We start from the raw sequence: 22,673 nt of genomic DNA, 5'->3' as shown, positions 1-22,673 counted from the left end.
AGATCATGAAGAAAAAAACAAAATTAGCTTTTGAAGAATTAGAAAAAGAGCTATCCCTTATGTCTCTTAGCCAGATGTTTAACGTATTAGGTGGCTTTTCATTTGGTTCAGAAAATGATTGTGTAATTTATGCAATTGCATTCGCAACAGGACGATCTTATCAGGATGTCTATGATAGCTTTGGGGCATTCTACTCGGATAGTCGTGGCTTATCAGGTATACCAGGAGCCGACGATATTGGCAAATTGATGGCTTCAAATTCAGGAATAGATTTTAATTTGGCAACAGAATTTGCAAATAGTATGGGGTTGCATTCCAATAGTGGTCTATCTGGTGATGCTGATTTATCTACTTCAGGTAATATGTCAGTAGTATTTCTTAATAATGGAAACGGAAATGGTCATGCCATTGTAGTAACGGCACATGATGGTAAATCGGGATTTTACTATCATGACCCACAAAATGGGACAAATGGTATGCTTGCTAATAATGATCCTAGAATAGCTGGTTTTTTTAATTAAAATCTAAAGACAGGTATTTTTAAGCAAAAATACTTGTCTTTAGAACCTTGACTTTTATGACTAAATTATTATCACAATTAATTCTCCTATTTCTTTTTTCAAATTTAGCAGCGCAAGATACATTTAAGAGTAGGTTTGATTTGGGGCTGTTAAAAGTTGATGACTGTGATCGGAATTGGGTGAAAGCGCAGAGTAGTTCGAGTTTTAAGCAAAAAGAAGAAAAAGAAAAGAGATTTCTAAGTGTTTTATATAAAAAGGGAATCGACAAAACAATGTCTTTTACCTTGTCCCGAATAATAGTTTTTCCGGCAAATATTGAGCGTAAAGATCTTCATATTAGTTTTGAAACGCGTGGTTATACCAACTTTCCTTTATGGGTTGATGTTACCGGCTATGATGCAGAGGAATTAGCGTTAGAAAGCGATACGATCCAGGTCAAGATCAATACAAAATGGAAAAAGAATGTGGTTTCTGTTGGGAAAGGAAAGATTGCAGCGATAAAGCTAACGATTACCTATAGAGGTGATCAAGATAATGATCAAGTGGTGGACTTTCGGAATATTTCAATAAAATGTGGAGGAAGGGATATGACATCGTCTATCATTAAATATCCGATTGATTCGACATACACCGTGTTTGATAAGTCCCATATTAAGCCTCTAAAAAAGTCAGAAAATGAATTTGAAAACCCAATACCAAATATAAAAGATATTAAAGTTATTGGCTTGGGCGAAATTACACATGGTAGCAATGATTTAAAGGAGGCGCGTAATCTGTTTGTTAAAAATTTAATTAGTCACCACAACTGTAAGTTGGTGTTATTGGAACTTCCTTATGAATTAGTTTTTCTAATGAACTTATATATTACGGGTAAATTAAACGAATCAGGAAAAGCAAAATTAAGAAGGAATCTTGATTTAACATTTTCCGGTATGGATGGATTGGAGGGGTTATTGGAATGGATTAAGAATTACAACAGTTCAAACTCAAAACAGGTTAAAATTTTTGGTATTGATAATCCTATAGGCCAAGGGAATGTCGATTACCCTTTGATGGATTATCATCTAAATCTGTTTGGGCAGGAGTTTATGCGACCTTATTTACCGATGTTTATGGCAGCTGAGACTAGGCAGGCTTTGAATAAAATTAAAGCAGATCAGGCCATTTGTACAGGATTGAATAAACAGGATATAGCTTTTTATAAGTACTTTGTTGCAGACTACAACAACCCAGAAACACAATTTTCGAATGTGGAAGAGTGGTACTTTGATCGAGACCTGAAGATGTTTAAGAGGTTATGTTTCTTGGATTCGCTATACCGGGAAGAAGGGGAAAAGATTGTCCTTTTAGCACATTCTTGGCATGTAAAAAAGACACCATTTACTACTGGAACAAAAACCGAAAAAATGCTTGGGAATTATTTAGCTCGTTTTTATAAGGATGCTTATTTCTCTATAAATTTCACATTTGGTACAGGTACATTCCTTCAGGATAACTGTAAATCATTCCATTATACTACCGATACAATTCAGATACCTCGTGTCCAGACATTGGAAAGTTATGCCTTTCAATCGGGTATTGACTTCTTCTATTTTCCAACTGATAGATTGAATGCCCCTCCAAATCAAATGTTAGGCATAAGTAGGTATAAATTAAAAAGTGATTACAACGATTTTGGTAATGTAAAAAAGAGATATGATGCAATTGTATTTTTAAGAAATGTAACTGCAATAAATAGGCATGGCTATGATTCTTTTTCCGGACCGCATTTCTATTCTAAAGATCGAAAAAAGGAGTATACCGACCTTATAAAGAAAATGGAGAATAATTCTACAGAAGTTGCAAAATGAAAATTCAGCTATTTTTTATTGATTATTATAATAAGAATTCAAGCGGTCTTAGTACTTATGTTAAGCAATTGACAGATTGTTTCTTAAATCAAAGCCAGATCAATTTAAGTTACATTAATATTAATACCAAATTGAGGCCGGAGGTAGAGAAAGAAGTTATTGACGATATTGTTCACTATCAATATCCTAAAGAACTGCAAATTTCAGATATTGATTTAAATAACTCTCTTATACACTTGCTAAAAAGTAACATCGTTGCGGATTTACCTGTAATTTTTCATTTTAATTGGATAAATCATGCTTCATTTGCACAGGTACTAAAGAAGAATTTTAAGTGTATTACCTTATTGACCAAACATTGTATTCCATGGAGAGATCATATTGTGGGCAATTACAATTTATTCAATAGATTAAACGCGAATTTTCTTTCGGATTATAAAGAGCACTTTATTGACCAAGCTCTTCATCGAGAGTATATCTCTTACACATCCGTGGATCATATTATTTGTGTCACCGATTTTGCTAAAAGCGCGTTGATAAAGATGTTTGGTCTACACGATGAGAAGCTAACAGTTGTCTATAACGGGTTGAAAGTGATGGATTCCCCAATTAAGGAGAAGAATGATTTAAAAGTAGATTATGGATTTCCTGTTTCAGATAAGATAATTTTATTTGCAGGTAATGTCAATATTAGAAAAGGTGTTGTTGATCTTGTCGAGTCATTTAAGTTACTGTTGGATAAAACACCTAATGTTCGTTTGGTGATTGCAGGTAAAGGGAATTATGAGTCTGTTATTAACGCTGCTGGTAATATTTGGTCAAAAATAACTATAACAGGCAATCTCGATAAGAAAACACTTTTTGATTTTTATCATATGGCGGATGTTGGAGTTGTACCTTCATATATTGAGCAATGCAGTTACACAGCCATTGAAATGATGCATTCAGGTTTACCAATCATTGTTACGAATGTGGACGGACTGGCTGAAATAGTACCTAGAAATGGAGGACTTAAAGTTCCACTTTTGTTTAATGAAAATCTGGCCAAAGTAGATGTAATGGAATTAAAGGATGCAATTTATATGTTACTGAACAATGCTGATTATTCATACGAGTTCGCCAAAGTTGCAAAAGTCCATGCCTTAGAAAAACTCAAATCAGAAGTTATGGCTGACGAAACATTGAAAGTTTATAGGCATTTGGCTGATCGAACATTAAAATCCAAGCATCAAACAAGCGACAATAGCGAGACGTTGGGCAAAGTAGTTATTATGGTTTGTTTTGATATTAATTTAGAGGATTACAGATTAATCGTTAGTAATATTTTTGAGCAAAACTATGTCGATTTTGAAATAATATTTTTTATCGCGGAGACGAACCTCAATTTCTTTATGCCGGAAATTGAAAAGGAAAATGCAAAAATAAGATTTATAACAGTTCCAAAACGTCAATCAATTGTTCGTTTATTAAACGAGGTTATTAAAGATTGTAGAGGAGAATTTATTTCAATCATTACCAAAAAGGCTATGGTGCAGGCGGATAGATTTGAAAGACAATTAGATATTCTTTTATCCGAAACTAAACTTGATTTTGTAGGGTCTAACTGTTTTATGTTGGATGACGCCGGTAACCGAAATGGAATAAAACAATTTCCACTATTGTCAGAGGACTGTAGCGTGTTAAATTTATTCCAAAATACTTTTGAGTTGACAAATGTTCTCTTCCGGGCAACAGCTTTAAAAACAGTAAAATTTAAATCATTTGGTAGTCGAATTGATGAATTGAAATTTTGGTTTGAGCTTTTAAAAAAATTTAAAGGTGTTAATCTTAATGAATATTTGACGTCTCTATATATTGGTAAATTGTTAACAGTAAAGTCATCGAATATTATTAAAAATCATATTGCAGAAATCATACAGGATCAACTTGATTATTATGAGATTGAATATGAGATTAAGGAATTGGCATTACATTTAGCTATATACCTGGGGTATAAAAAGCTATATTTTAACAATTATACAAAGAATGAGCTTTTAACCGATTGGCTGCATAGATTATTTTCAAAATTAGAAATAGATAATAATATTGATACACCAAGACTTAGCACTTATGTCAAGCGATTTTTATGTGATGTAGCTTAATTTACAATGAATCAATTTTCGACCAGAAGCAAAATTAACAGCCCATTTAAGTAATCTTATACTATTACATAAAACTAGATTCTATAATCATATCATGACAAATGCTATTATTCTAGCAGCAGGGAAGGGGGTAAGATTATTGCCTTTGACCAAAAACATGCCTAAGCCACTACTGTCTGTATGGGATGAAAGAATTATTGAAAGGCAGATTCGGTTTTTGAAAGAAGCTAAGATTGAGAATATCACTATCGTCGTGGGATATCTGTATGAAAATTTCCTATATCTAAAGGATAAATATAACAACATTGATATTGTTATAAATGATCTCTATGATAGTACCAACAATTTTTACTCCTTATTCTTGGTCAGAGATAGATTGAAAAACACATGGATTATCGAAGCCGATATTTTTATGGTTACGAATCTGTTTATGACCCATGATAAATCGGTGTATTACAGTTCAAAAAAAGTCATTGTCCAATACGAATGGTATTTTAAATATAATGAGAGTCTACAAATTCAATCTATTCATGTGGCAGATAGGCGAGTATTTCCAAATTTATTTACTGAATCCTACTATATCAATATGGGAGTTTCTTTCTGGTGTAAGCAATCATGTGCTACAATTAATAATTTGTTTGAAACTTTGTATAATGATATTAGCCGTTTTAATGCATATAAGAATTCCTATTGGGACAAATTAATTTTCGATTATTTGGATCGATTAGATGTCTTTATCCATATCGTAAACGAAAATGAATGGTATGAGATTGACTCTGTTGATGATCTGAGTAAAATGGCAGAATACTTTAATAATGAAAATGTTTTATGAAAGTAATTAATTAAAAATAAATCACTTATCCGTTAGACAATATAGAAAGATGAAAAAATATAAAATCGAGCTTGCTATCGAATCGAAAGATGAACATTTACGTTCTAGGTATAGGCTCAATTTAGAGAGATTTAATGCGAAGTATGGCTTTCAGTTAAGTAAGCTGGAAGTAGATGAGGTTTACCTACATATTCAAGCTTTGGAAGATTTTATGTCCGGTAAGGAAAAATATGCATTGATTTATACAACATTACAAAGTCCGGATGTAATTTACGATTTTGACATATCAGAGGATGACTGGAACTTTATTTTTCTTCAACAGGAGACACCTGCTAGATATTTGCCTCAGCAAGGTTATAGCTTAGGATACAAATGGTCAGACATGAATTATTTAGTGTCTAAAGAGGGATGCGCAATTATTCTCGATCGGGTTAAGGAGATAGATAAGCCGTATTGTGATATTATTCTTGAGCTCATTGGTAATCGTAAGTTAACTTCTTTTGTCTTTAAAGATGATGGTTTCAACTTGAAAAATAAGATAATAAGATATGACGAACGTAGGAACAGCGAGATCTTATCTACGATCTTTAATAAGAACCGATGGAGTTCTCATGATCGCGAAAAGGTAAGAGAGTTACTAAAAATAGCCTTTTCTGAAGCGGTGTATTTAGGAATTGATTTGTTTATAAATGAAGGAACATTGTTGGGCTGTATTAGACATGGAGAAATAATGCCATGGGATGATGATTTAGATATTGCTATAAACAATGATGACATAGGGAAATTTTTAAGTCAGCTTCGAGAAAATGAGAATATAGAAATGGGAACCGCCTACTTGTATGGGAAGCACCTATTTTACAAAATTTGGTTCCGTGATTGCAAAGAGATACCCGGTCACAGACACAAGTTCCCTTTTATAGATATCTGGCCGTTCAATATTGTTGATTCGGAAGTGCGTTATGATTTCGGTTATCAATATCCAATAGCGGACATTTTTCCATTGACCGAGCTCTATTTTGAAGAAACCTGTGTGAAAATTCCTAAAAACGCTGTTGCATATTTAAATAATAGGTATCCTGATTGGAAAGAAAAGATTGTTTTTTATCCATATTCTCATAGAGAAGAGCGAACCCGAGAGAAGTTATTAGAGGCCTATATAACCGTAGATAAAAGTGGATTACTAAGCCAATGAAGAATAGCAGTGTGATATACATGTTACAATGAGCAGTGTTTCGAAATTTTCTTAATCATGAATAAATTAAAATTATATGCTATCGTTTTAGCAGGTGGAGTTGGGAATAGATTTCAGGGAAAAATGCCCAAACAGTTTTCTTTAGTAGCAGGCAAACCCCTGCTTATGCATACCTTAAGTGTCTTTGATCGTTGCCCGCTTGAATTGAAAATTATTTTGGTATTGGGGGAAAGTTATGTTTCAGTTTGGGAGAAGATGGTTGAGCATCATAATTTTACTGTTCCGCATACCATTGTTATCGGAGGCGAGGAACGGTTTCATTCCGCTAAAAATGCCCTAGATATTATTCCGGATGACGATCACGTATTGGTTGCTATTCATGATGGTGTTCGACCTTTCGTCTCGCAAGAGGTTATTTTACAGGCCTATGCCAAAGCCGAAGAATATGGTGCGGTAGTCCCTGTGATTCCAACAATTGACCCAATGCGTCTGTACAAAGAGGAGCGCTCAGAATCTTTGGACCGTTTTTATGATCGGTCTAATATTCATATTGTCCAAACCCCTCAAGTGTTTAAATATAAAATACTAAAACAGGCTTTTGATCAGGGCTATCACGTAACTTTTAGGGACGACTCAATACCAGTAGAACATATGGGGCATTCAGTTCACCTTGTTGAAGGCAATAGAGAAAATATCAAGATAACCTTCCCTTTAGATTTGGCTTTTGCTGAAGTTATTTATCCAATGATGTTTGATAAACAATAGTTGAACCCTTATGGAAATGTATGTTATTAAAAATGACGATACAGGTAGACCTGTTCCATTTGTAGTTGGTTCTTTTGGTTGTGAAGTTATTCCGGCCTGTACTGTTAAAAGGATCGACTATAATATGTTTTATGAGAAATTTGGTGTAAAGATTACGGACTATGATATTGAATATTACAACACTCACTATAGCATTTGGCATCATTTCATAGCATCTTCTTCACATGATAAATGTATGATAGCCGAAGAGGTAGTCAAGTTAACGGTCACAATAGAAGATATTTTAGCAGAGTTTTCAGATGACGAAGATTGGGATGTGTTTTTTCCTTATGACAAAATTTCAAAAGAGGGAAGAGAGAAGACTGTCGAACTCTGCACGAGTAGGTTTAACTATTTTTGGGGAGGTTACTTTTATTTCATCACAAAAAATGGCGCTCGTAAAATGATAACACGTGAGATCATTTCTCAACCAGTCGATGAAGAGTTACTTACTGCGTCAATTTCAGGCGAAATCAATATTTATTATTCTCAAATGGACTGGTTTGAATATAATGAAATCAATTCGCCAGATTATATTATGCGCAATCTAGCGATAAAGGAAGCGATATTTAACCACCACGCATGGACGGAAGAGACTAAGGAGCAAGCAATTTATATAATGCAGCATCTTTCCTCTGTGGCAGAAGAAATGAATTTAGACCTATTTTTGGATGCAGGCACACTATTAGGTGCTGTTCGGCACGGTAACATCATGCCATGGGATGATGATATCGATCTAGCCATTGACTCCCGTGATATAGATTGTTTTATTCAAGAAATAAAGCGTCGAGGAGTGATAGAGCATTGTACTTGGATGTGGGGGCATACAGGTCAGCAGTACCATAAGTTTTGGCTGAAATCTGGTCAAAAAACGGAAGGGTTTCCATACCTATTCCCATTTATTGATATATGGGTTTTCTTTGAAAAAGAAGATGGTTATATATATACTTGTGATGGACGTAGACATTTAAAACAAATATTTTTTCCCGCAATTGAAACAAAGTTTGAAGGTTGCAAATTGAAACTACCACATGATTATAAAGGTCTTTTAGATGCGAAATATAAAGATTGGAAATCTTATATAAAAGTGTTTACATGGTCACACAGATTAAAATTCCGGGCTTTCAAGTCCCTTAGTCTACCTATTACAGTAGATGAAAAAGGACGATATGTTACTTCGGAGAATAGCAATATAGATTTGTGTTTTTAGATCAGTTATGAATTATATCACGGAATGCTCAACGATACCAGAGCCTATTTTCAGACGTTTGCAGCAGATAAAACATATTGTATTAGATCTGGATGGAACGATCTATACTGGAGGAACAATTTTTTCATATACGATTGATTTCCTGGATACACTAAGAAGATTGGGAATCAGTTATTCTTTTTTGACAAATAATTCTTCCAAGAGCTCATCAGATCATCTAACAAAACTTAAGGCGATGGGGGTGAATGTTTCTTTAGAAGACTTATTTACCTCCGCAGATGCTACTATATACTTTATTATTACTCATTATCCTGAATGGAGACGTTTATTTATTCTAGGTACCCCTAGTCTAATAGTACAGTTTGAAAGCAGGGGGTTTATCGTTTTAGATGAGAATTCTAGAGAAGATCCAGATGCCCTGATAGTATCTTTTGATACTAGCTTAACCTATGCTAGACTATGCCGTGCCGCATGGTGGGCAAAGCAAGGGAAACCGTATATTACTACCAATCCGGACCTTGTATGTCCTTCAGATGAAGAGGCTGTACTGGTAGATTGTGGAGCGATAGCTCTATGTCTAGAAGCTGCAACAAGTCGCAAACCAGATAAAGTATTGGGCAAACCTCAGGCTGAAATATTAACAGGGTTAATAGCTTCTAAAAATATGGAGGTAAATCAAGTAGCTATGGTAGGTGATCGTATTTATACCGATATGCTGACGGCACACAACGCAGGAAGTCTTGGTGTTCTTGTTCTATCAGGGGAAGCCGATTTAGATGATGTTAATGAATCACCTATCAATTTGGATCTCATTGTACCTAGTGTTAAAGAATTGGGACTGTTAATGCTAAAGGTGCATAGATCTAAAATGGAGATAATTTGATTACTTCTATCTACCGATCTGAGAAGTGCATATATTCAAATGGAAAAAGAAAAGCGATATTTTGATGTGTTTTATTGTTAATCTACAGTGTGACACCATAATATCAATTTTTACGTCCGACTCGACAAGGTGAAAAAAAGGAAAACCGCTGATGCCCATGATCTGGATATCATTTATCCTAATCGAACTGTCGTTTAGCCAATGGATACCTTCAGGTATCAATTTTTTGCTTCGCAGCGGTTCCAGTTCGAATGGTAGATCATGATTCCCATGAACAAATACTTTGTGCAGTATGGAAAGCCCCGCATACCACACAAAGAAATCCGAAAGCTGATCCATATCACCTGCGTCGCAGATATCGCCGCAATGGATGACGATATCAATCCCCTCTGGAATATCCAGCTGGCGATGCATACCATGCGTGTCAGACAGCAATAAAACGGTTTTCTCTTTTACCTTAATAATATGCATAAAGGCTATTTATCTAGGACTGATGGTTGCAACGCTTTACGGTATTCCTCTTTCATGCTATCTGCTAGGCTTTGAGGGGCAATGACTTTGACTTCGGCACCTACGGAAAGCAGTTCCATGACAAAATCGTGCGTGACATAGATGTTGAGTTTTACACGGAGCTCCTCGTCGTTGTAGACCAATATTTCCTGCGTATGGTGCAAAGGCAACGACTTGATGTAATTGCCCTGAAATTCGGAATAGGAAAGAATCACTTCCTCAATGCGTTGGTCTTCGCGCGGAAGTATAATGCCGAAGCTATGTTCAAAAAGCGTTTCGGGATCTATATCCACTGATTTGAATTTTCCAGTCTTTACAACTTCCAGAGCTAAGATCCTGTCCAATGGAAATATCCGGAGACTATCCTTGTCCAAATCCTGCCCAATGACGTACCAGCGGTTGCGTACTTCTTTAATAAGAATGGGAAATAACCGACGGTGCTCTACCTCGGTTTCATAATATTTGCAGTAATCGAAATAGAGTGCACGGTCATTGTGAATGGCATACACAATATCACCCAGATACTCTGTACCCCGAGGCCTACGCTGTTCAAAGACAATTTTTTTAGAACCATTATTTCCCAGGCGCATCAGGTTGAATACGTCAAAGGCATCCAGTGCACGTTCCGCTTCTTCGGTGTCCTGCTGGATGAAGTATTGTTTTTTCGAACGGTTGTTTTCGATCGATATCCCATATAGCGAGCTGATATCCGCAATATCGCGTTGAAACTGACGCTGGCTGACGTTTAGGTTGTACTCGAGCAAAGCTGATTGCTCTTGCAGGATACGATCAATCTCTAACCAAGAAAGCGGCTTGTGGCGCAATTTGCTGATGACTAATTTATGGCGTAATATGGTTTCTCTAACAGACATGATTAAGCTTTTGACAAATATAAGTTGAGATAACGACAAAATATGGCGCTTTGTATTGAGGCGAAAAAAATAATCCTGTTTTTAATATAGCGACGTCCTTTGGCCGCACCTCAGGCTAAGTTTGGACCAAACAATTATTTTATGGAAAAAGAAACCAACCAACAGGACATCGTAAAACGGGAGCAACAGATTTTGGCCAATAGCGGAACAGGCATCGGAACCGCATTATGGAATGCAACAAAGTCATTTATCAAAGTCTCGTCCATGGCAATTGTAGCCTTTAGTTTGAGCTTTCATGTGATGCCCGACCATGGTTATCGGATATTCCCAAAAGAACGATTATCCTTTGCGTATACTGTGATAACATCATCAGATGTAAATTATCTGATAGATCGGTACAATGAAGCAGCTGGTATGGATCGCATATTGATTCGGCAAGAATATATCTGCCAACGGCTATCTGAAGTGGGTATTATCGTTTCAAAGGAAGAAGATAGAGAGTAAATATCGCGTAAATTTATTCTGCCTGAACCTCGATAGTATGAAACGGAGAATTTAAATAAAATTTATCCCTACCGCTATTAGTGACATTCTTTGGCGTTATTGGCATATATATTTGGGGAAGTTAATCTAGCGTGTCGCTTTTATTGTAAAACAAATGATATTATTTTTTATCTACATAAATATTTATTAATTTACGCAAGTCATATTACTCTAATGAGCCTATTATTAATTACTGTAAAATCACGCCTGACGACGAATCTAGCCGTCATGGAAAAAGGAACGAGAGTGGGAGTAACAATCAACGCAATTTTATTGATACTTGAGTTGGTTATTATAGTTACCACAGCTTGGATAGAGATAGAGTTTACCTAATAGATATTCGTTTTGTATTCAGAAAAAGCCATGTTTTGGCGTATTATGAGTTTATTTTTCTTATCAAAATAAGGGGACGCCGAAAACCTTGAGAGTAGGCATAAATATATATATAACACTGAAAATTATGGCAAATTACTATTGTGAATATTGTGGAACTAAGTATTCTAGTGTGTCAAGTCTAACTAGTGGCACATGTAATCGACATCCAAATGGACCAGAAAAAGGAAAGCATAAATTATATGAGGGAAGCGAAAAATCACAGTATACCTGTAAATATTGTGGAACAAGATACTCATCTATTTCAAGCCTTACAAGTGGTACGTGTAATAGACATCCAAATGGGGTTGGTAAGGGAAAACATGCACCTGCTTTGTAAATGGAGTGTTTTACAGCAATGGATATCTTCTACTTCAAAGAAGCTTTGAAATTGATTAAATTAAACTTAGGGAGCGCTGATAAAGATCAGTTTCCCAAATTTGTTAAAGAAAAGTTTATTACTCAACAATCCCATTTCAAAGGAAAAAGCATTCATCATTTAAAATTAAGATATACTTTGCTGATGGGGCCTATCCAAAATAAAATACGAAGCACAGTTGTTCCGATGGATTTGTTGGGGCAATAGAAGATTAAATATTTACAAATGACATATAAATTAAATACAGATTTATATACAATCTTAGAGATTTTAAATGCCGGTATTGAAAATTTTGAAATCAAAAGCTACCAAAGAGGTTACCGGTGGGATATTGACAATATTAAAACGTTAATTGGAGATATTTTAGAATGCGGTGCCAATAGTGTCTATTGTTTGCAGCCTATTGTTGTAACGAATATATCCGCTTCTACTTATGAAGTAATCGATGGTCAACAACGTCTTACAACCTTTAAAATATTAATGCACTGTCTGCGGAGCTACACGATTGAACTGGATATCAAAGATTTTAATATTTCCTATGAAACACGGTCTTGTGAGATATTTTTGAAAAAACTCTATAGCAATGCATTTAGACATGAATTGGAAGAGTTAACACTCGACCATGTCCTCCTTCTATGGAACGAGCTGATATTAGAAAAGGAAGAACGGAACCGAGATAATTTTCACATTTTCCAAAGTTATTGTACTTGTCATTTCGAGCTGAAAAAGCTAAATACGGCTACACTATCCAATATTGCTGACAAAATAAAAACACAGATAAAATTTATATGGTATGAAGTAGATTTGTCGCTATTAAATGTTACTGCCGAAAAGCTTTTTGCAAATATTAACAAAAACAAAATAAAGCTAACAGGAGCTGATTTAATAAAGGCCCTTTTTATACTGGACATAGAAACTAATCCCGATTATAATGTTGAGGTAAAACATTTTAGAAAGCAAAATCTGGCAAATGAATGGGATGAGATTGAGCAATCATTAAGAAACCCTGATTTTTGGTTCTTTATTACCAATAGCCACAACCAACATTATGATGTACGGATTGGTAAACTTTTTGATATCGTGACTGAAAACAGGTTGGAGTCAGATCTAGGAGCTTATTTTATAATGAACGAAAATAAAAGTCTGAGATCTTGGTCCTTGATATATGATAAGTATAGAATTGTTCAGGAGTGGTTTGAAGATACCTATTATTATCATCGAATAGGCTTTCTTGTGAATATGGGTATTCACTCGTTCGAATGGATATTGAACGAGTATAATAACGGTAAAATCACTTCCAAATTAAAATTCAAAGAATGGCTGGATGGTGAGATTTCTGATTATTTTCGATCATTCGAAATCAAGGAGCTTCTTTATTCAAAACAGAACGATAGGGGACGCTATGGTAGGTGTATGGGGGTTTTGTTACTTTATAATATTTTACTTACCGAAAAATTCTATCCTGGTCAAAAGTTTTCCTTCGGAGAGTTTGTTGAGCAAGAGTGGTCGCTTGAACATATTCAGCCTCAGAATCCAAAAGAAAAGACTGCTGAAAATTGGCTCGAATGGCTAAGAGAAATCAAACTGCTCATTAATGATGAAAAAACAGATAATGAGCAGCGAATAATAAAAGTAGATTCTGATCAATATGACTTTAGTGAGATCAATTATGATGAATTATGTGATAGTTTGAAGCCGGTCAGGCAGATGGATAAGATACCAGCACCGGTTTTAAAACAGTTAAGCGCTTTAGAGGATACGTTTGAAGAGGAATTTCCTGTCCATGGGATTCAGAACCTCGCTTTATTAGATAAGGTAACCAATTCAAAATTGAGCAATGGTTCTTTCAAAGAGAAGCGCGCTTTAGTACTTCAAATGAATGATGCCAAAAAGAAAGATAGCGAAAAAATCTATTTGCCATTAGGTACTTTAAATGTTTTCAGCAAAACAATGATAACAGATCCTGAGAGCATACAGCTTGGATACTGGAGTGTTACAGATAGCGAGTTTTATGAAAAAGATATTAAGAACACTTTAGCACCTTACTTGTCCTATGAATAATGATAATCAGTTTTCTTTTGTAGATATCATATCGAAGTTCAAAATTCAAATCCCTATATTACAACGAGATTACGTACAGGGACGCAAAAATGATACTGTAAATGAAATCAGGGAGAATTTTGTAGAAGATTTAATTTGTCATATTTCAATATACACACAGAAAATATTGCCGCTAGACTTCATTTATGGTTATGCTGATGAGGAGTTTGGAAAATATGATAGAGAAGTTGCGAAGAAAAATCTTAATGCTTTACTCGCAACAATCGCTAAATATTCTAGCCCTGAGGAGTTTCAGATTTCCTATACTGTTAAAGATCGGGGAGATTTAAAAAAAGATCTATTTATTCCTCTGGATGGGCAACAGAGGCTTACAACTCTGTTTCTGTTGCACTTTTATGTAGCGTTAAAATTCCGCCCGGAGCAAATCTCGTTATTGGAAGGGAAGCTTACTTATAAAACTAGAAAATCTTCCGATGTTTTCCTTTCAAAATTGGTTGGAAATGCGAAATCTTTATCGCCCGAGCTCGCTATTGATGACGCTATTAAGGATGCAAGTTGGTTTTTAATTAGCTGGCTTAAAGATCCCACTGTTGAGGGTATGCTCGTTATGCTCCGAGAAATAGAAGATAGATTTGCTAGTCTTGAAAACAAAGATGAAAGTCTCCAATTAGCTTATCGCAATTTATTTGTTTCTCCTAAAATTAAATTTGATTTTCTGGATTTGAACGAGCAGGGTATAACTGACGATATTTATTTGAAAATGAACTCAACAGGTAAGAGTTTGAGTGACTACGACAACTTTAAATCATGGTTTGTAGGGAAAGTAGATGCGTTACTGGAGAAAAATAAATGTTTGAAAGAACAATCCTATTTTACCAATTGGAAGGATAAATTAGATCAGGACTGGTACAGTATCTTTTGGGAACAAGATCAGCTTAAGTCGGATCAATTGATGTACAGTTTTATCAGAAGCGTTTTAAGTTATGCTATTGTTTTTTCAGATGAAGAAGAAAAAGAGAAAAAACTAAAATTTGATAAATTAAACTCAGATGCATTTTTGTCATTAAAATTTTTTGAAGAGAACGAATTAATAACTGAAGAAAATATATCTTTTCTGTTTAATTTACTGGAGGAATTAGCTTATGAAAGCGAATCTTTGCTTGATACATCTGACGTATGGAATAGTACATTTACAAGTGAGAGGGAGTTTCGACAGGCGGTAATTGATATACATGCCATCGAATCTCTTTTACACAAAACTTTTATTTACGCCGCCTTCTTGTTATTAGTTCGCAGATCATCGTTTAACAGATCGGAATTTAGAAAGTGGATGAGGGTATTTCGAAATATAATTTATAATACCCGGATTGACGATTTTTCGAGATTTATACATTCAATTAAGGCTACACATGATTTTCTATCAGGTGATCAACCACTTTATATTGATAATGAAAAATGGACCGATTTTTTCTCAGAGAAACAAGTAAGAGAGGAGTTTCACAAATTTCAGCTGGAAAACAACAATACCGAAATTATTAAAGCATTCGAAAAAGCTGAGGATCATTTTTATCTCTATGGTCAGATCGATTTTCTTATAAACTGGTCAAGAAACGGAAACGGGGAATTTGAACTTAATACTTTCCAACAATTCTGGGAACGATTTGAAAAATTGTTTTCTAAAGAGCATCTTGAAAGTAAGATTTTACAGCAGGTTTTGTTAATATTTGGTGATACGTGGATGCCAGATAAAGGGAGCTACAGATATTCATTTTGTAAAAGTTCCTATAACTCTGCAAGGGAGAGAGATGAAAACTGGCGTCAAGTTTTCAGTGGCGAAGACTCTGGAATTTTAAATATCTTAAATAGCAGTGAATGTGAAACCGGAGATTTAGAGGATATTATTAGTACTCGAATAACAAACGTAAATGACTGGCGAAGATATATTTTAGAAGATGGGTCGTTGATTGATCAATGTGGTCAGCGTCTTATCAATTGGGTAGATGCAGATGAAGGTGATTTTGTACGATTACTTGATAAAACTAAATTGAGTGGTAATCATAGAGAATTGAGAACTTGGGTGTTGTTTAAACAGCTCGAAAAGAGGTATGGCGGCGATTTAGTTAAATATTCTTCTGCTAATTCGGGCGAGCGAGATTGTAGGATCCATTTTGTGGCTTCAGATCTTTACCTCAAATTTAACAAAAATACAAAGACGTTATGTTTTGAGACTTTGCATAAGGAAGATGATCAATATGAGATGGTTGAAAATCCAGCAATAGAAAAAGAGTATTTAGATTGTGTTAACGCTTTCAATTTATATATTAAAATTAAAACTAATTTGCCCGTAGAAGCGAAAGAACTGATTTAATCTTATATATATTTTGACTCCCACAACGGATTTATATCCGTTTGTGGGGAATTTAGTAATGAATAATGATAATCATTCTTCTTCATAAAGTTGCCAATATTGATCGTCAAAGAATTTGGCAAACTCTGTGCTACTAAATATTGCTCGGTAATGCACATTTTCGTCTTTGAGATAAAAGATTCCACCTTCTTTTGAATAGCATGATATGGTTTCACGTATTTCTGTATAATATTTCTTAGGAGGATTGTTAATTGGTGACCACAATAGAAAGATGAGCGATTTATTGAATAATTTTATACAACAAAGAGGACTTGTAGAACTCTGTTGTAGTTAGTATATTTGAAATTATTAACCTTAGTAACCAAAGGATTTCTTAAAATAATGTTAAAAGTTCACTTTTAAGTAAACTAAATTTTGAATAATACTGTTATATGAGTAGCTTTGCTTCAATAAAGTTCATTAAAGAATATGAAAAAGTAGTTTTCTACTCTATTGTTATCAATGGTGGAGAGAATGAGAAATCGCTATTTGAGGCTTTTTTAGAACAGCATACAGGAAGTGAATCTGCGAAACTAAATCATATCTTGGCTTGGATAAGACAAATTGGAAATCGGTATGGAGCAAAAGCTAGTTATTTTCGACATGAAATGGCCGCTGAAGCTCTCCCTCCGAATGGAATAAACAAGGAGCCGACCTATATCGAAGAAGACCAGAATACGAGTAATAACTTGCGCTTATATTGCCATCGATTGAATGATCATGTAGTGATTTTATATGGGGGAGCTATTAAAACAGCTGAAAAAGCTCAGAATTGCCCACATGTAAGGAAGCATTTTAATTTGGCAAACATTTTGTCCAGATTAATTGATCAGAGTTTTGCAGATGATGATATAGAATGGAGTGATGATTATCAGGATATTCTTTATAATAAAGATTTTAAAATAAATTATTAAAATGAAACTTTCACGAAGAAAAGCCAACCAAGAGAAAAGGGGTCTACTGGAGGTGAATGTAATAGACCAGTGGTTGGAGAAACATGGAGATCCAGCGATAGAAAAATTGGTCAAGAAAAACTTGGCTATTTCAGATAAAATTTCGCAAATTTTAACAAGTAAGAGCATGAAAGCTTCGGATCTAGCCACATTGATGAATAAGCAAAAGTCCGAAATTTCGAAATGGCTTTCTGGTCAGCATACTTTTACGACCAAAACTATTGTAGCGATTGAAGCTGCTTTAGATACGGAGATTATTTTTGTAGAGCCTATTCATAAGAACATATATTTTACTGTTCATAGTCGGATTCCTTCTAGTGACTTCGTTCAGGACGAAGTGTTTGAAGAGTCGGTGTCAATTGGTGAATACGTATCTGCTTAATCAATAGGTTATGAACGAGGCAAAAGTTATTGCAGAGAAGATTTCACTTGAAAAAATAAAGCCAATAAGGGAGAATTTAGAATTAGGATTTGATCTGAAGGACAAGGAATTCCAAATGAATATTGCTCAGTCGATCAAGCATAATTTAGAAAGGAAGTCTTTTAAAATATCCCTTTTGGTGTCGTTTTCATGTACTGAACATGTATTCGCTGAATATCTGTATGATTTTTATTTTAAGGTTGAGAATATGTTAGATTTCCTTAGTGAAAAAGATGGCAGGACCGCATTTACGGGCCAGCTATTGGGTACATTGATTGGCTTGTCTTATTCTACTCTTAGAGGAATTTTATACAGCAGATTGGCTGAAACCAATTTAAATGGCATCATCTTACCCGTAGTCAATCCTAACAAGCTTTTGAATTCAAAAATATCTGAATAAAATATAAGTTTAAGTTTATTTGTGAAAATCATTGAGTGGTACTATTTGATGGAATAGTATCACTCAATGATTTCCTAACTTATCTTCTTTACTTCAAAATTGCCAGGACTTCTATATCCTTGGGCTTGTCTATTAAATCCTAATCTTGCTATTTCTTTTTCAACATCCTTTGCATTGGGTGTAGGTATAGTGGCTGAAACAACTTGAAACTCATAGCCTTTTGGCATATCGCCAAATTGCCTAGGTGCTTTTAGTTTATATAATGCCATAGTTCTTTTTTATTTTACTTGTATTAAACATTGTTTGGTGTTATTGATGCACTTCCTTAATTTAAGCTTCTTACTATAGTCCCGTTATCCCATTAACGAAAGTATCCACAAACCCTACAATCTTATTTAAAATACGATCACCAATTTCTTTGGACTTTAGGACGCTAGGTCTTCCGTTAGCGCGAAGAGAGAGAACCTCTTTACGTAGCGGTTCTCTCTCTGTAAAAAGATAGTTTTCAATTAGCCTTTCAGTATCTTCTTCTAGCAGGTTTTCAGTTTTGATTAAGTCCTGCAATGCATTTTCTTGTTCTATATTCCAGAATTTTTCAAACTCATCCGGAATAGTATCACTATCCTCAATATGTGGAAGGTTTTCTTGGATGAATTTCTCAATCAGTTCTCTTTTGCTTCTTAAAGAAACCTCCGTGTTAAGCAGATTGGCGATATCTTTTTCGATACTTTCTCTATCCTTGCCTGCTTTTTTCGACTTAAATTTAATAAGGAGCTGGATTATATACGTCACATTGATGGTATCCCGTCTGATCAATTCAAGTTCGAAATCGATATCATTTAAGATGGATGTTTTTTCAGGAGATGGATTGGTATTCAGCCTATCTTTAAGATCCAAATATTTACTTGTATAATCCGCAAATAATTGCTCTTCGATGTTCAGATCTTCCCAAGTAAACTCGGAATAATGACTCATCTTTTTATGCAACCGTATCATCGTACGGAAAGCTAAAATAAATTTAAGTTTATCCTCTTCAGTATATAATCCGTCTACATCGTTTACCCCCGGAACAATCTCAAGAAGCTTCTGCGTTGCTTGATTAAATTTTTCTACATAAGTCTCATAAGGCTCTACAATGATTTCGTCAATAGCTTCTTTGTTACTAAATAGAGCAATAGCTTCATCCGTTTTATCCTTTAGATTTCTGAAGCAAACTATATTTCCTTGCGTTTTATTTTTATCCAAAATTCGATTGGTGCGACTAAATGCCTGTATTAGTCCGTGAAATTGGAGATTTTTATCTACATACAATGTGTTGAGATTCTTACTGTCATAACCTGTTAAAAACATGTTTGCAACCAACAGAATATCAGATTCATGTTTAGGGTGTTTAGATTTACCAGCTACCGCATTATAATATTTATAGAAACCTTCATTGTCTCTGATATCCTGCGCTTCACCATACATTTCGTTGAAATCATGAACATAGTTTTCCAGCAACTCTCTACGATGTGGCTTGGGGTTACCGTATTTCATTTCAGGTTCCGCAGCTACACTCAACTGTGAGTAAATGGCGTCTTCCATTTCGTCTTCATTCTGAGCAAAGCTAAATATTGTTGTTATACGTAAGCTATGTTCACCATTTAGTTTTTTGCGCTTAAATATCTCATAGTAATGAATTACGGTATCAATATCCTGCACACACATCATCGCGCAGAATTTTCTGTTCTGCGTTTTCTGATCATGGTATCGAATGATGTAATCGACAATTGCCTCTTTACGTTGAGGAGCTTCTAGCACTTCATTTTCATTGATTTGCTCTACTTTTAGATCGATGATATGATCTTTCTTTTTGAAGGTCTGTATGTATTCGACAGAGAATTTAAGCACATTCTCGTCACGTATCGCATCCGTTATCACATATTTGTGCAAGCATTTGCCAAACAAGCTAGTGGTGGTTTTCATCCCATCGGAATTCTTTTCCAATATTGGCGTACCTGTGAAACCAAACAGTTGTATATTGCTGAAGTAATTCACAATGTTTTTATGTGTATCACCAAATTGCGAACGGTGGCACTCATCAAAAATAAACACCATTCTTTCGTCTTGAATTGACCTCATTTTAAAGATATTCCTACCCGAAATAGCATTATTCAACTTTTGGATGGTAGTGACAATGATCTTTATTTCAGGATCATTGAATTTCCGGATTAAGTCATCGGTGTTCGTGGCAGAACTTACCGAACCTTTACTGAAATTATCATATTCTTTGTTCGTCTGATAATCCAGATCCTTTCTGTCAACAACAAAGACTACCTTTTTGATTGCTGGGATTTTAGATAAGATCTGGCTAGCCTTGAAACTTGTTAGGGTTTTTCCACTGCCAGTAGTATGCCATATATATCCGTTTTTCTCTATACTATAGCCATTTAATATCTCATTTTGAGTTACCTTTTTAATGATACTTTCCACCGCATAATATTGGTAGGGGCGTAGAACCATTAGCTTTTTGTCGGTCTCATTTAGAACAATGTATTTGCATATCATTTTACTGACATGGCACGGCTCTAAAAATGTATCCGTAAAGCCATTTAAAATATTGTTTAGCGGAATATTGTTCTCATCAGTCCAATGAAATGTCTGTAAAAATTCCTGGTTGTGCGTGCCGAAATTGCTGAAATATTTGGTGTTGACTCCATTACTGATAATAAATAACTGAACAAAGTGGAACAATCCTTTTCCAGCGCCAAAACTATGTTTTTGGTAGCGATTGATTTGGTTAAAGGCTTCTTTCATCTCTAAACCCCTTCTTTTCAATTCTATCTGAACTAGAGGAAGTCCGTTGATTAATAAGGTAACATCGTAACGATTCTCATATTTACCTTCTTGCGTGATCTGATTAGTTACTTGATATTCATTTTGGCACCAATGTTCCACATTTAGAAATTCAAAATATAGATTATCACCATTATCCCTAATGATGTGATGTTTCTTTTCCCGTAATGTTTTCGCTTTCTCAAATACAGAGCCCTTGTTCAGGAGATTTAAGACTTTTTCAAACTCGCTATCACTAAATACAATACTGTTGTGCTTCTCTATTTGACTTTTTAGATTAGTTAATAGTGCTTTTTCACTAGGTAGAGCTACATATTTATAACCTAACTTTTGTAATTGGATAATTAACTGTTCTTCTAAAACTTGTTCAGACTGCTTGCTCAAGATCGTTATGAATTAGGAGTAATAATTATTTGACTTAGGGATAAATTTAATAAAAGTATTTATAATTTGCTCCTCCTAATTCATAATTTAATCGACTACCGCAATCCTTTAAACATTTGTTCGATCGCTTTTTTCTTTTGTTCCATGTTTGGATGGACGTAAAGGTTCAGTGTTGTGCTGATGTTGGAATGCCCGAGTAAGACACTTACAGTTTTATAGTCACAATTACTTTCGATACATCTGGTAGCGAAGCTATGTCTCAGTCCATGAAATTTGAGTTCAGGCATCTTGAGTTCTTTCATTAAATTCTTGTAATAGCTGCGGTATGTTCTAGGTTCAGTAGGTTTCGCATCATTCGTTAACACAAAGAAGGATGGATTGACAATCTTTTTAAAAGGCTTTAAAATTCTTAAAAGGTCTTTGCTGATTGGTATTTCTCGAATGGAATTTTTTGTCTTAGGTGTATCTAGGATGAGCTCAGTTCTTCTCTTTCCATCCTCTATGACGTAAATGCGTTGAATTGTTTGTCTAACGTTGATGACGCCGCTATCTGTATCAATATCTTCCCATGTAAGCGCGCATACTTCGCCAATACGCATGCCGGCGCTTAAACAGATATAAACACCTAGGTTTCTAAAAGTAAAGTGCTCTTGAATGTAGTTCATTATTTTCTTTTGATCCGCTCTGCTTAATACTTCGATACTATGTTTTTCGCGCTCTGTAGGGAATTGGATATCAAATGGTGTATATTCTAGCCATTTATTCTTCGCGCCAAACTTCATAATCATTTTTAGGACAATCAAAATGTCTTTAATTGTTTTGTGGCTAAGGCCAGCTTCTAGCTTCTTGAAGACAAAATTTTGTACATCAGTCTCTTCTATTAAATATTTGTTGCCAAATAATGGAAGTAAATGATTTTCTATCAACAATATATATGCTGCAAAGCTTGATTTTTTAACATACTGTTTTTTGTTTGTTTTCCACAATTCAATTACTTCTGAAAGTTGTTTTTGTTCAATCATTATATTTTTATTTATTGAATCTCAAATAAAAGTAATTTCAGATTAAGGATAGCAAATCTTCCAAATGGATTTGGTGCTAAG

The 22,673-nt window shown here is 34.8% G+C and carries 19 protein-coding genes; 14 read left to right on the top strand and 5 right to left on the bottom strand.

What is annotated here, in order from left to right:
• The 8 genes from AC07UV_RS25175 to AC07UV_RS25140 all read left to right on the top strand — a co-directional run.
• A partial coding sequence (locus AC07UV_RS25175) for a hypothetical protein (protein ID WP_495185769.1) occupies positions 1–521 on the top strand: 521 nt, incomplete at its 5' end.
• A 56-nt stretch (positions 522–577) separates the two neighbouring features.
• A complete protein-coding gene (locus tag AC07UV_RS25170; RefSeq protein ID WP_495185768.1) occupies positions 578–2,371 on the top strand; it encodes an erythromycin esterase family protein in 1,794 nt (597 codons plus the stop codon).
• Complete coding sequence (locus tag AC07UV_RS25165; protein WP_495185767.1) at positions 2,368–4,512, top strand: glycosyltransferase; 2,145 nt, start codon at positions 2,368–2,370, stop codon at positions 4,510–4,512. Before AC07UV_RS25170 ends, AC07UV_RS25165 begins: the two co-directional genes overlap by 4 nt.
• Positions 4,513–4,606: 94 nt before the next feature.
• Complete coding sequence (locus tag AC07UV_RS25160; protein ID WP_495185766.1) at positions 4,607–5,344, top strand: sugar phosphate nucleotidyltransferase; 738 nt, start codon at positions 4,607–4,609, stop codon at positions 5,342–5,344.
• Between the two features lie 49 nt (positions 5,345–5,393).
• A complete protein-coding gene (locus AC07UV_RS25155) occupies positions 5,394–6,536 on the top strand; it encodes a LicD family protein (protein ID WP_495185765.1) in 1,143 nt (380 codons plus the stop codon).
• Positions 6,537–6,593: 57 nt separating this feature from the next.
• Positions 6,594–7,301 carry a 2-C-methyl-D-erythritol 4-phosphate cytidylyltransferase gene (locus AC07UV_RS25150; RefSeq protein WP_495185764.1) on the top strand — a complete coding sequence of 236 codons (708 nt, stop codon included), beginning with the start codon at positions 6,594–6,596 and terminating at the stop codon, positions 7,299–7,301.
• A gap of 10 nt (positions 7,302–7,311) precedes the next feature.
• Entirely contained in the window at positions 7,312–8,550 is a 1,239-nt protein-coding gene (locus AC07UV_RS25145) for a LicD family protein (protein ID WP_495185763.1), read from the top strand.
• 7 nt (positions 8,551–8,557) lie between these two features.
• On the top strand, positions 8,558–9,433 hold the full coding sequence (locus tag AC07UV_RS25140) for an HAD-IIA family hydrolase (RefSeq protein ID WP_495185762.1): 876 nt from the start codon (positions 8,558–8,560) through the stop codon (positions 9,431–9,433).
• A 6-nt stretch (positions 9,434–9,439) separates the two neighbouring features.
• Here AC07UV_RS25140 and AC07UV_RS25135 read toward each other — a convergent pair whose 3' ends face one another.
• Complete coding sequence (locus tag AC07UV_RS25135) at positions 9,440–9,904, bottom strand: metallophosphoesterase family protein (protein WP_495185761.1); 465 nt, start codon at positions 9,902–9,904, stop codon at positions 9,440–9,442.
• A gap of 5 nt (positions 9,905–9,909) precedes the next feature.
• Positions 9,910–10,815 carry a helix-turn-helix transcriptional regulator gene (locus tag AC07UV_RS25130; RefSeq protein ID WP_495185760.1) on the bottom strand — a complete coding sequence of 302 codons (906 nt, stop codon included), beginning with the start codon at positions 10,813–10,815 and terminating at the stop codon, positions 9,910–9,912.
• Positions 10,816–10,956: 141 nt separating this feature from the next.
• On the opposite strand from AC07UV_RS25130, the gene AC07UV_RS25125 reads away from it, so the two are divergent.
• From AC07UV_RS25125 to AC07UV_RS25100, 6 genes are all read left to right on the top strand, one after another.
• Positions 10,957–11,319, top strand: a complete 363-nt coding sequence (locus tag AC07UV_RS25125; RefSeq protein WP_495185759.1) for a hypothetical protein — start codon at positions 10,957–10,959, stop codon at positions 11,317–11,319.
• Between the two features lie 1,015 nt (positions 11,320–12,334).
• Entirely contained in the window at positions 12,335–14,170 is a 1,836-nt protein-coding gene (locus AC07UV_RS25120) for a DUF262 domain-containing protein (RefSeq protein WP_495185758.1), read from the top strand.
• Positions 14,163–16,538: a GmrSD restriction endonuclease domain-containing protein gene (locus tag AC07UV_RS25115; RefSeq protein ID WP_495185757.1), complete on the top strand. Its 2,376-nt coding sequence runs from the start codon at positions 14,163–14,165 to the stop codon at positions 16,536–16,538. Before AC07UV_RS25120 ends, AC07UV_RS25115 begins: the two co-directional genes overlap by 8 nt.
• 431 nt (positions 16,539–16,969) lie before the next feature.
• Positions 16,970–17,491, top strand: coding sequence for a hypothetical protein (locus AC07UV_RS25110; RefSeq protein ID WP_495185756.1), 522 nt, complete (start codon positions 16,970–16,972; stop codon positions 17,489–17,491).
• A 1-nt stretch (position 17,492) separates the two neighbouring features.
• Complete coding sequence (locus tag AC07UV_RS25105) at positions 17,493–17,912, top strand: helix-turn-helix domain-containing protein (protein ID WP_495185755.1); 420 nt, start codon at positions 17,493–17,495, stop codon at positions 17,910–17,912.
• Between the two features lie 10 nt (positions 17,913–17,922).
• Positions 17,923–18,351 (top strand): hypothetical protein, encoded by a 429-nt coding sequence (locus AC07UV_RS25100; RefSeq protein ID WP_495185754.1) that lies wholly within the window; start codon positions 17,923–17,925, stop codon positions 18,349–18,351.
• A 74-nt stretch (positions 18,352–18,425) separates the two neighbouring features.
• Here the strand turns inward: AC07UV_RS25100 and AC07UV_RS25095 are convergent, their stop codons facing one another.
• The 3 genes from AC07UV_RS25095 to AC07UV_RS25085 all read right to left on the bottom strand — a co-directional run bounded on the left by AC07UV_RS25095 (position 18,426) and on the right by AC07UV_RS25085 (position 22,592).
• Entirely contained in the window at positions 18,426–18,620 is a 195-nt protein-coding gene (locus tag AC07UV_RS25095; RefSeq protein ID WP_307187291.1) for a hypothetical protein, read from the bottom strand.
• Positions 18,621–18,693: 73 nt separating this feature from the next.
• A complete protein-coding gene (locus AC07UV_RS25090) occupies positions 18,694–21,570 on the bottom strand; it encodes a type I restriction endonuclease subunit R (RefSeq protein WP_495185753.1) in 2,877 nt (958 codons plus the stop codon).
• 95 nt (positions 21,571–21,665) lie between these two features.
• Positions 21,666–22,592 carry a tyrosine-type recombinase/integrase gene (locus tag AC07UV_RS25085; protein WP_495185752.1) on the bottom strand — a complete coding sequence of 309 codons (927 nt, stop codon included), beginning with the start codon at positions 22,590–22,592 and terminating at the stop codon, positions 21,666–21,668.
• Positions 22,593–22,673 lie beyond the last annotated feature (81 nt).

The sequence above is a fragment of the Sphingobacterium sp. GW821-FHT03E03 genome (genome assembly GCF_059420745.1).
The sequence above is the reverse complement of the archived record's forward strand: the minus strand, read 5'-3'. Positions and strand labels throughout refer to the sequence as shown.

Excerpts from the sequence above, each read along its gene's own strand:
- AC07UV_RS25170 (WP_495185768.1), top strand. The coding sequence starts at position 578 with ATGACTAAATTATTATCACAATTAATTCTCCTATTTCTTTTTTCAAAT.
- AC07UV_RS25165 (WP_495185767.1), top strand. The coding sequence starts at position 2,368 with ATGAAAATTCAGCTATTTTTTATTGATTATTATAATAAGAATTCAAGC.
- AC07UV_RS25160 (WP_495185766.1), top strand. The coding sequence starts at position 4,607 with ATGACAAATGCTATTATTCTAGCAGCAGGGAAGGGGGTAAGATTATTG.
- AC07UV_RS25155 (WP_495185765.1), top strand. The coding sequence starts at position 5,394 with ATGAAAAAATATAAAATCGAGCTTGCTATCGAATCGAAAGATGAACAT.
- AC07UV_RS25150 (WP_495185764.1), top strand. The coding sequence starts at position 6,594 with ATGAATAAATTAAAATTATATGCTATCGTTTTAGCAGGTGGAGTTGGG.
- AC07UV_RS25145 (WP_495185763.1), top strand. The coding sequence starts at position 7,312 with ATGGAAATGTATGTTATTAAAAATGACGATACAGGTAGACCTGTTCCA.
- AC07UV_RS25140 (WP_495185762.1), top strand. The coding sequence starts at position 8,558 with ATGAATTATATCACGGAATGCTCAACGATACCAGAGCCTATTTTCAGA.
- AC07UV_RS25135 (WP_495185761.1), bottom strand. The coding sequence starts at position 9,904 with ATGCATATTATTAAGGTAAAAGAGAAAACCGTTTTATTGCTGTCTGAC.
- AC07UV_RS25130 (WP_495185760.1), bottom strand. The coding sequence starts at position 10,815 with ATGTCTGTTAGAGAAACCATATTACGCCATAAATTAGTCATCAGCAAA.
- AC07UV_RS25125 (WP_495185759.1), top strand. The coding sequence starts at position 10,957 with ATGGAAAAAGAAACCAACCAACAGGACATCGTAAAACGGGAGCAACAG.
- AC07UV_RS25120 (WP_495185758.1), top strand. The coding sequence starts at position 12,335 with ATGACATATAAATTAAATACAGATTTATATACAATCTTAGAGATTTTA.
- AC07UV_RS25115 (WP_495185757.1), top strand. The coding sequence starts at position 14,163 with ATGAATAATGATAATCAGTTTTCTTTTGTAGATATCATATCGAAGTTC.
- AC07UV_RS25110 (WP_495185756.1), top strand. The coding sequence starts at position 16,970 with ATGAGTAGCTTTGCTTCAATAAAGTTCATTAAAGAATATGAAAAAGTA.
- AC07UV_RS25105 (WP_495185755.1), top strand. The coding sequence starts at position 17,493 with ATGAAACTTTCACGAAGAAAAGCCAACCAAGAGAAAAGGGGTCTACTG.
- AC07UV_RS25100 (WP_495185754.1), top strand. The coding sequence starts at position 17,923 with ATGAACGAGGCAAAAGTTATTGCAGAGAAGATTTCACTTGAAAAAATA.
- AC07UV_RS25095 (WP_307187291.1), bottom strand. The coding sequence starts at position 18,620 with ATGGCATTATATAAACTAAAAGCACCTAGGCAATTTGGCGATATGCCA.
- AC07UV_RS25085 (WP_495185752.1), bottom strand. The coding sequence starts at position 22,592 with ATGATTGAACAAAAACAACTTTCAGAAGTAATTGAATTGTGGAAAACA.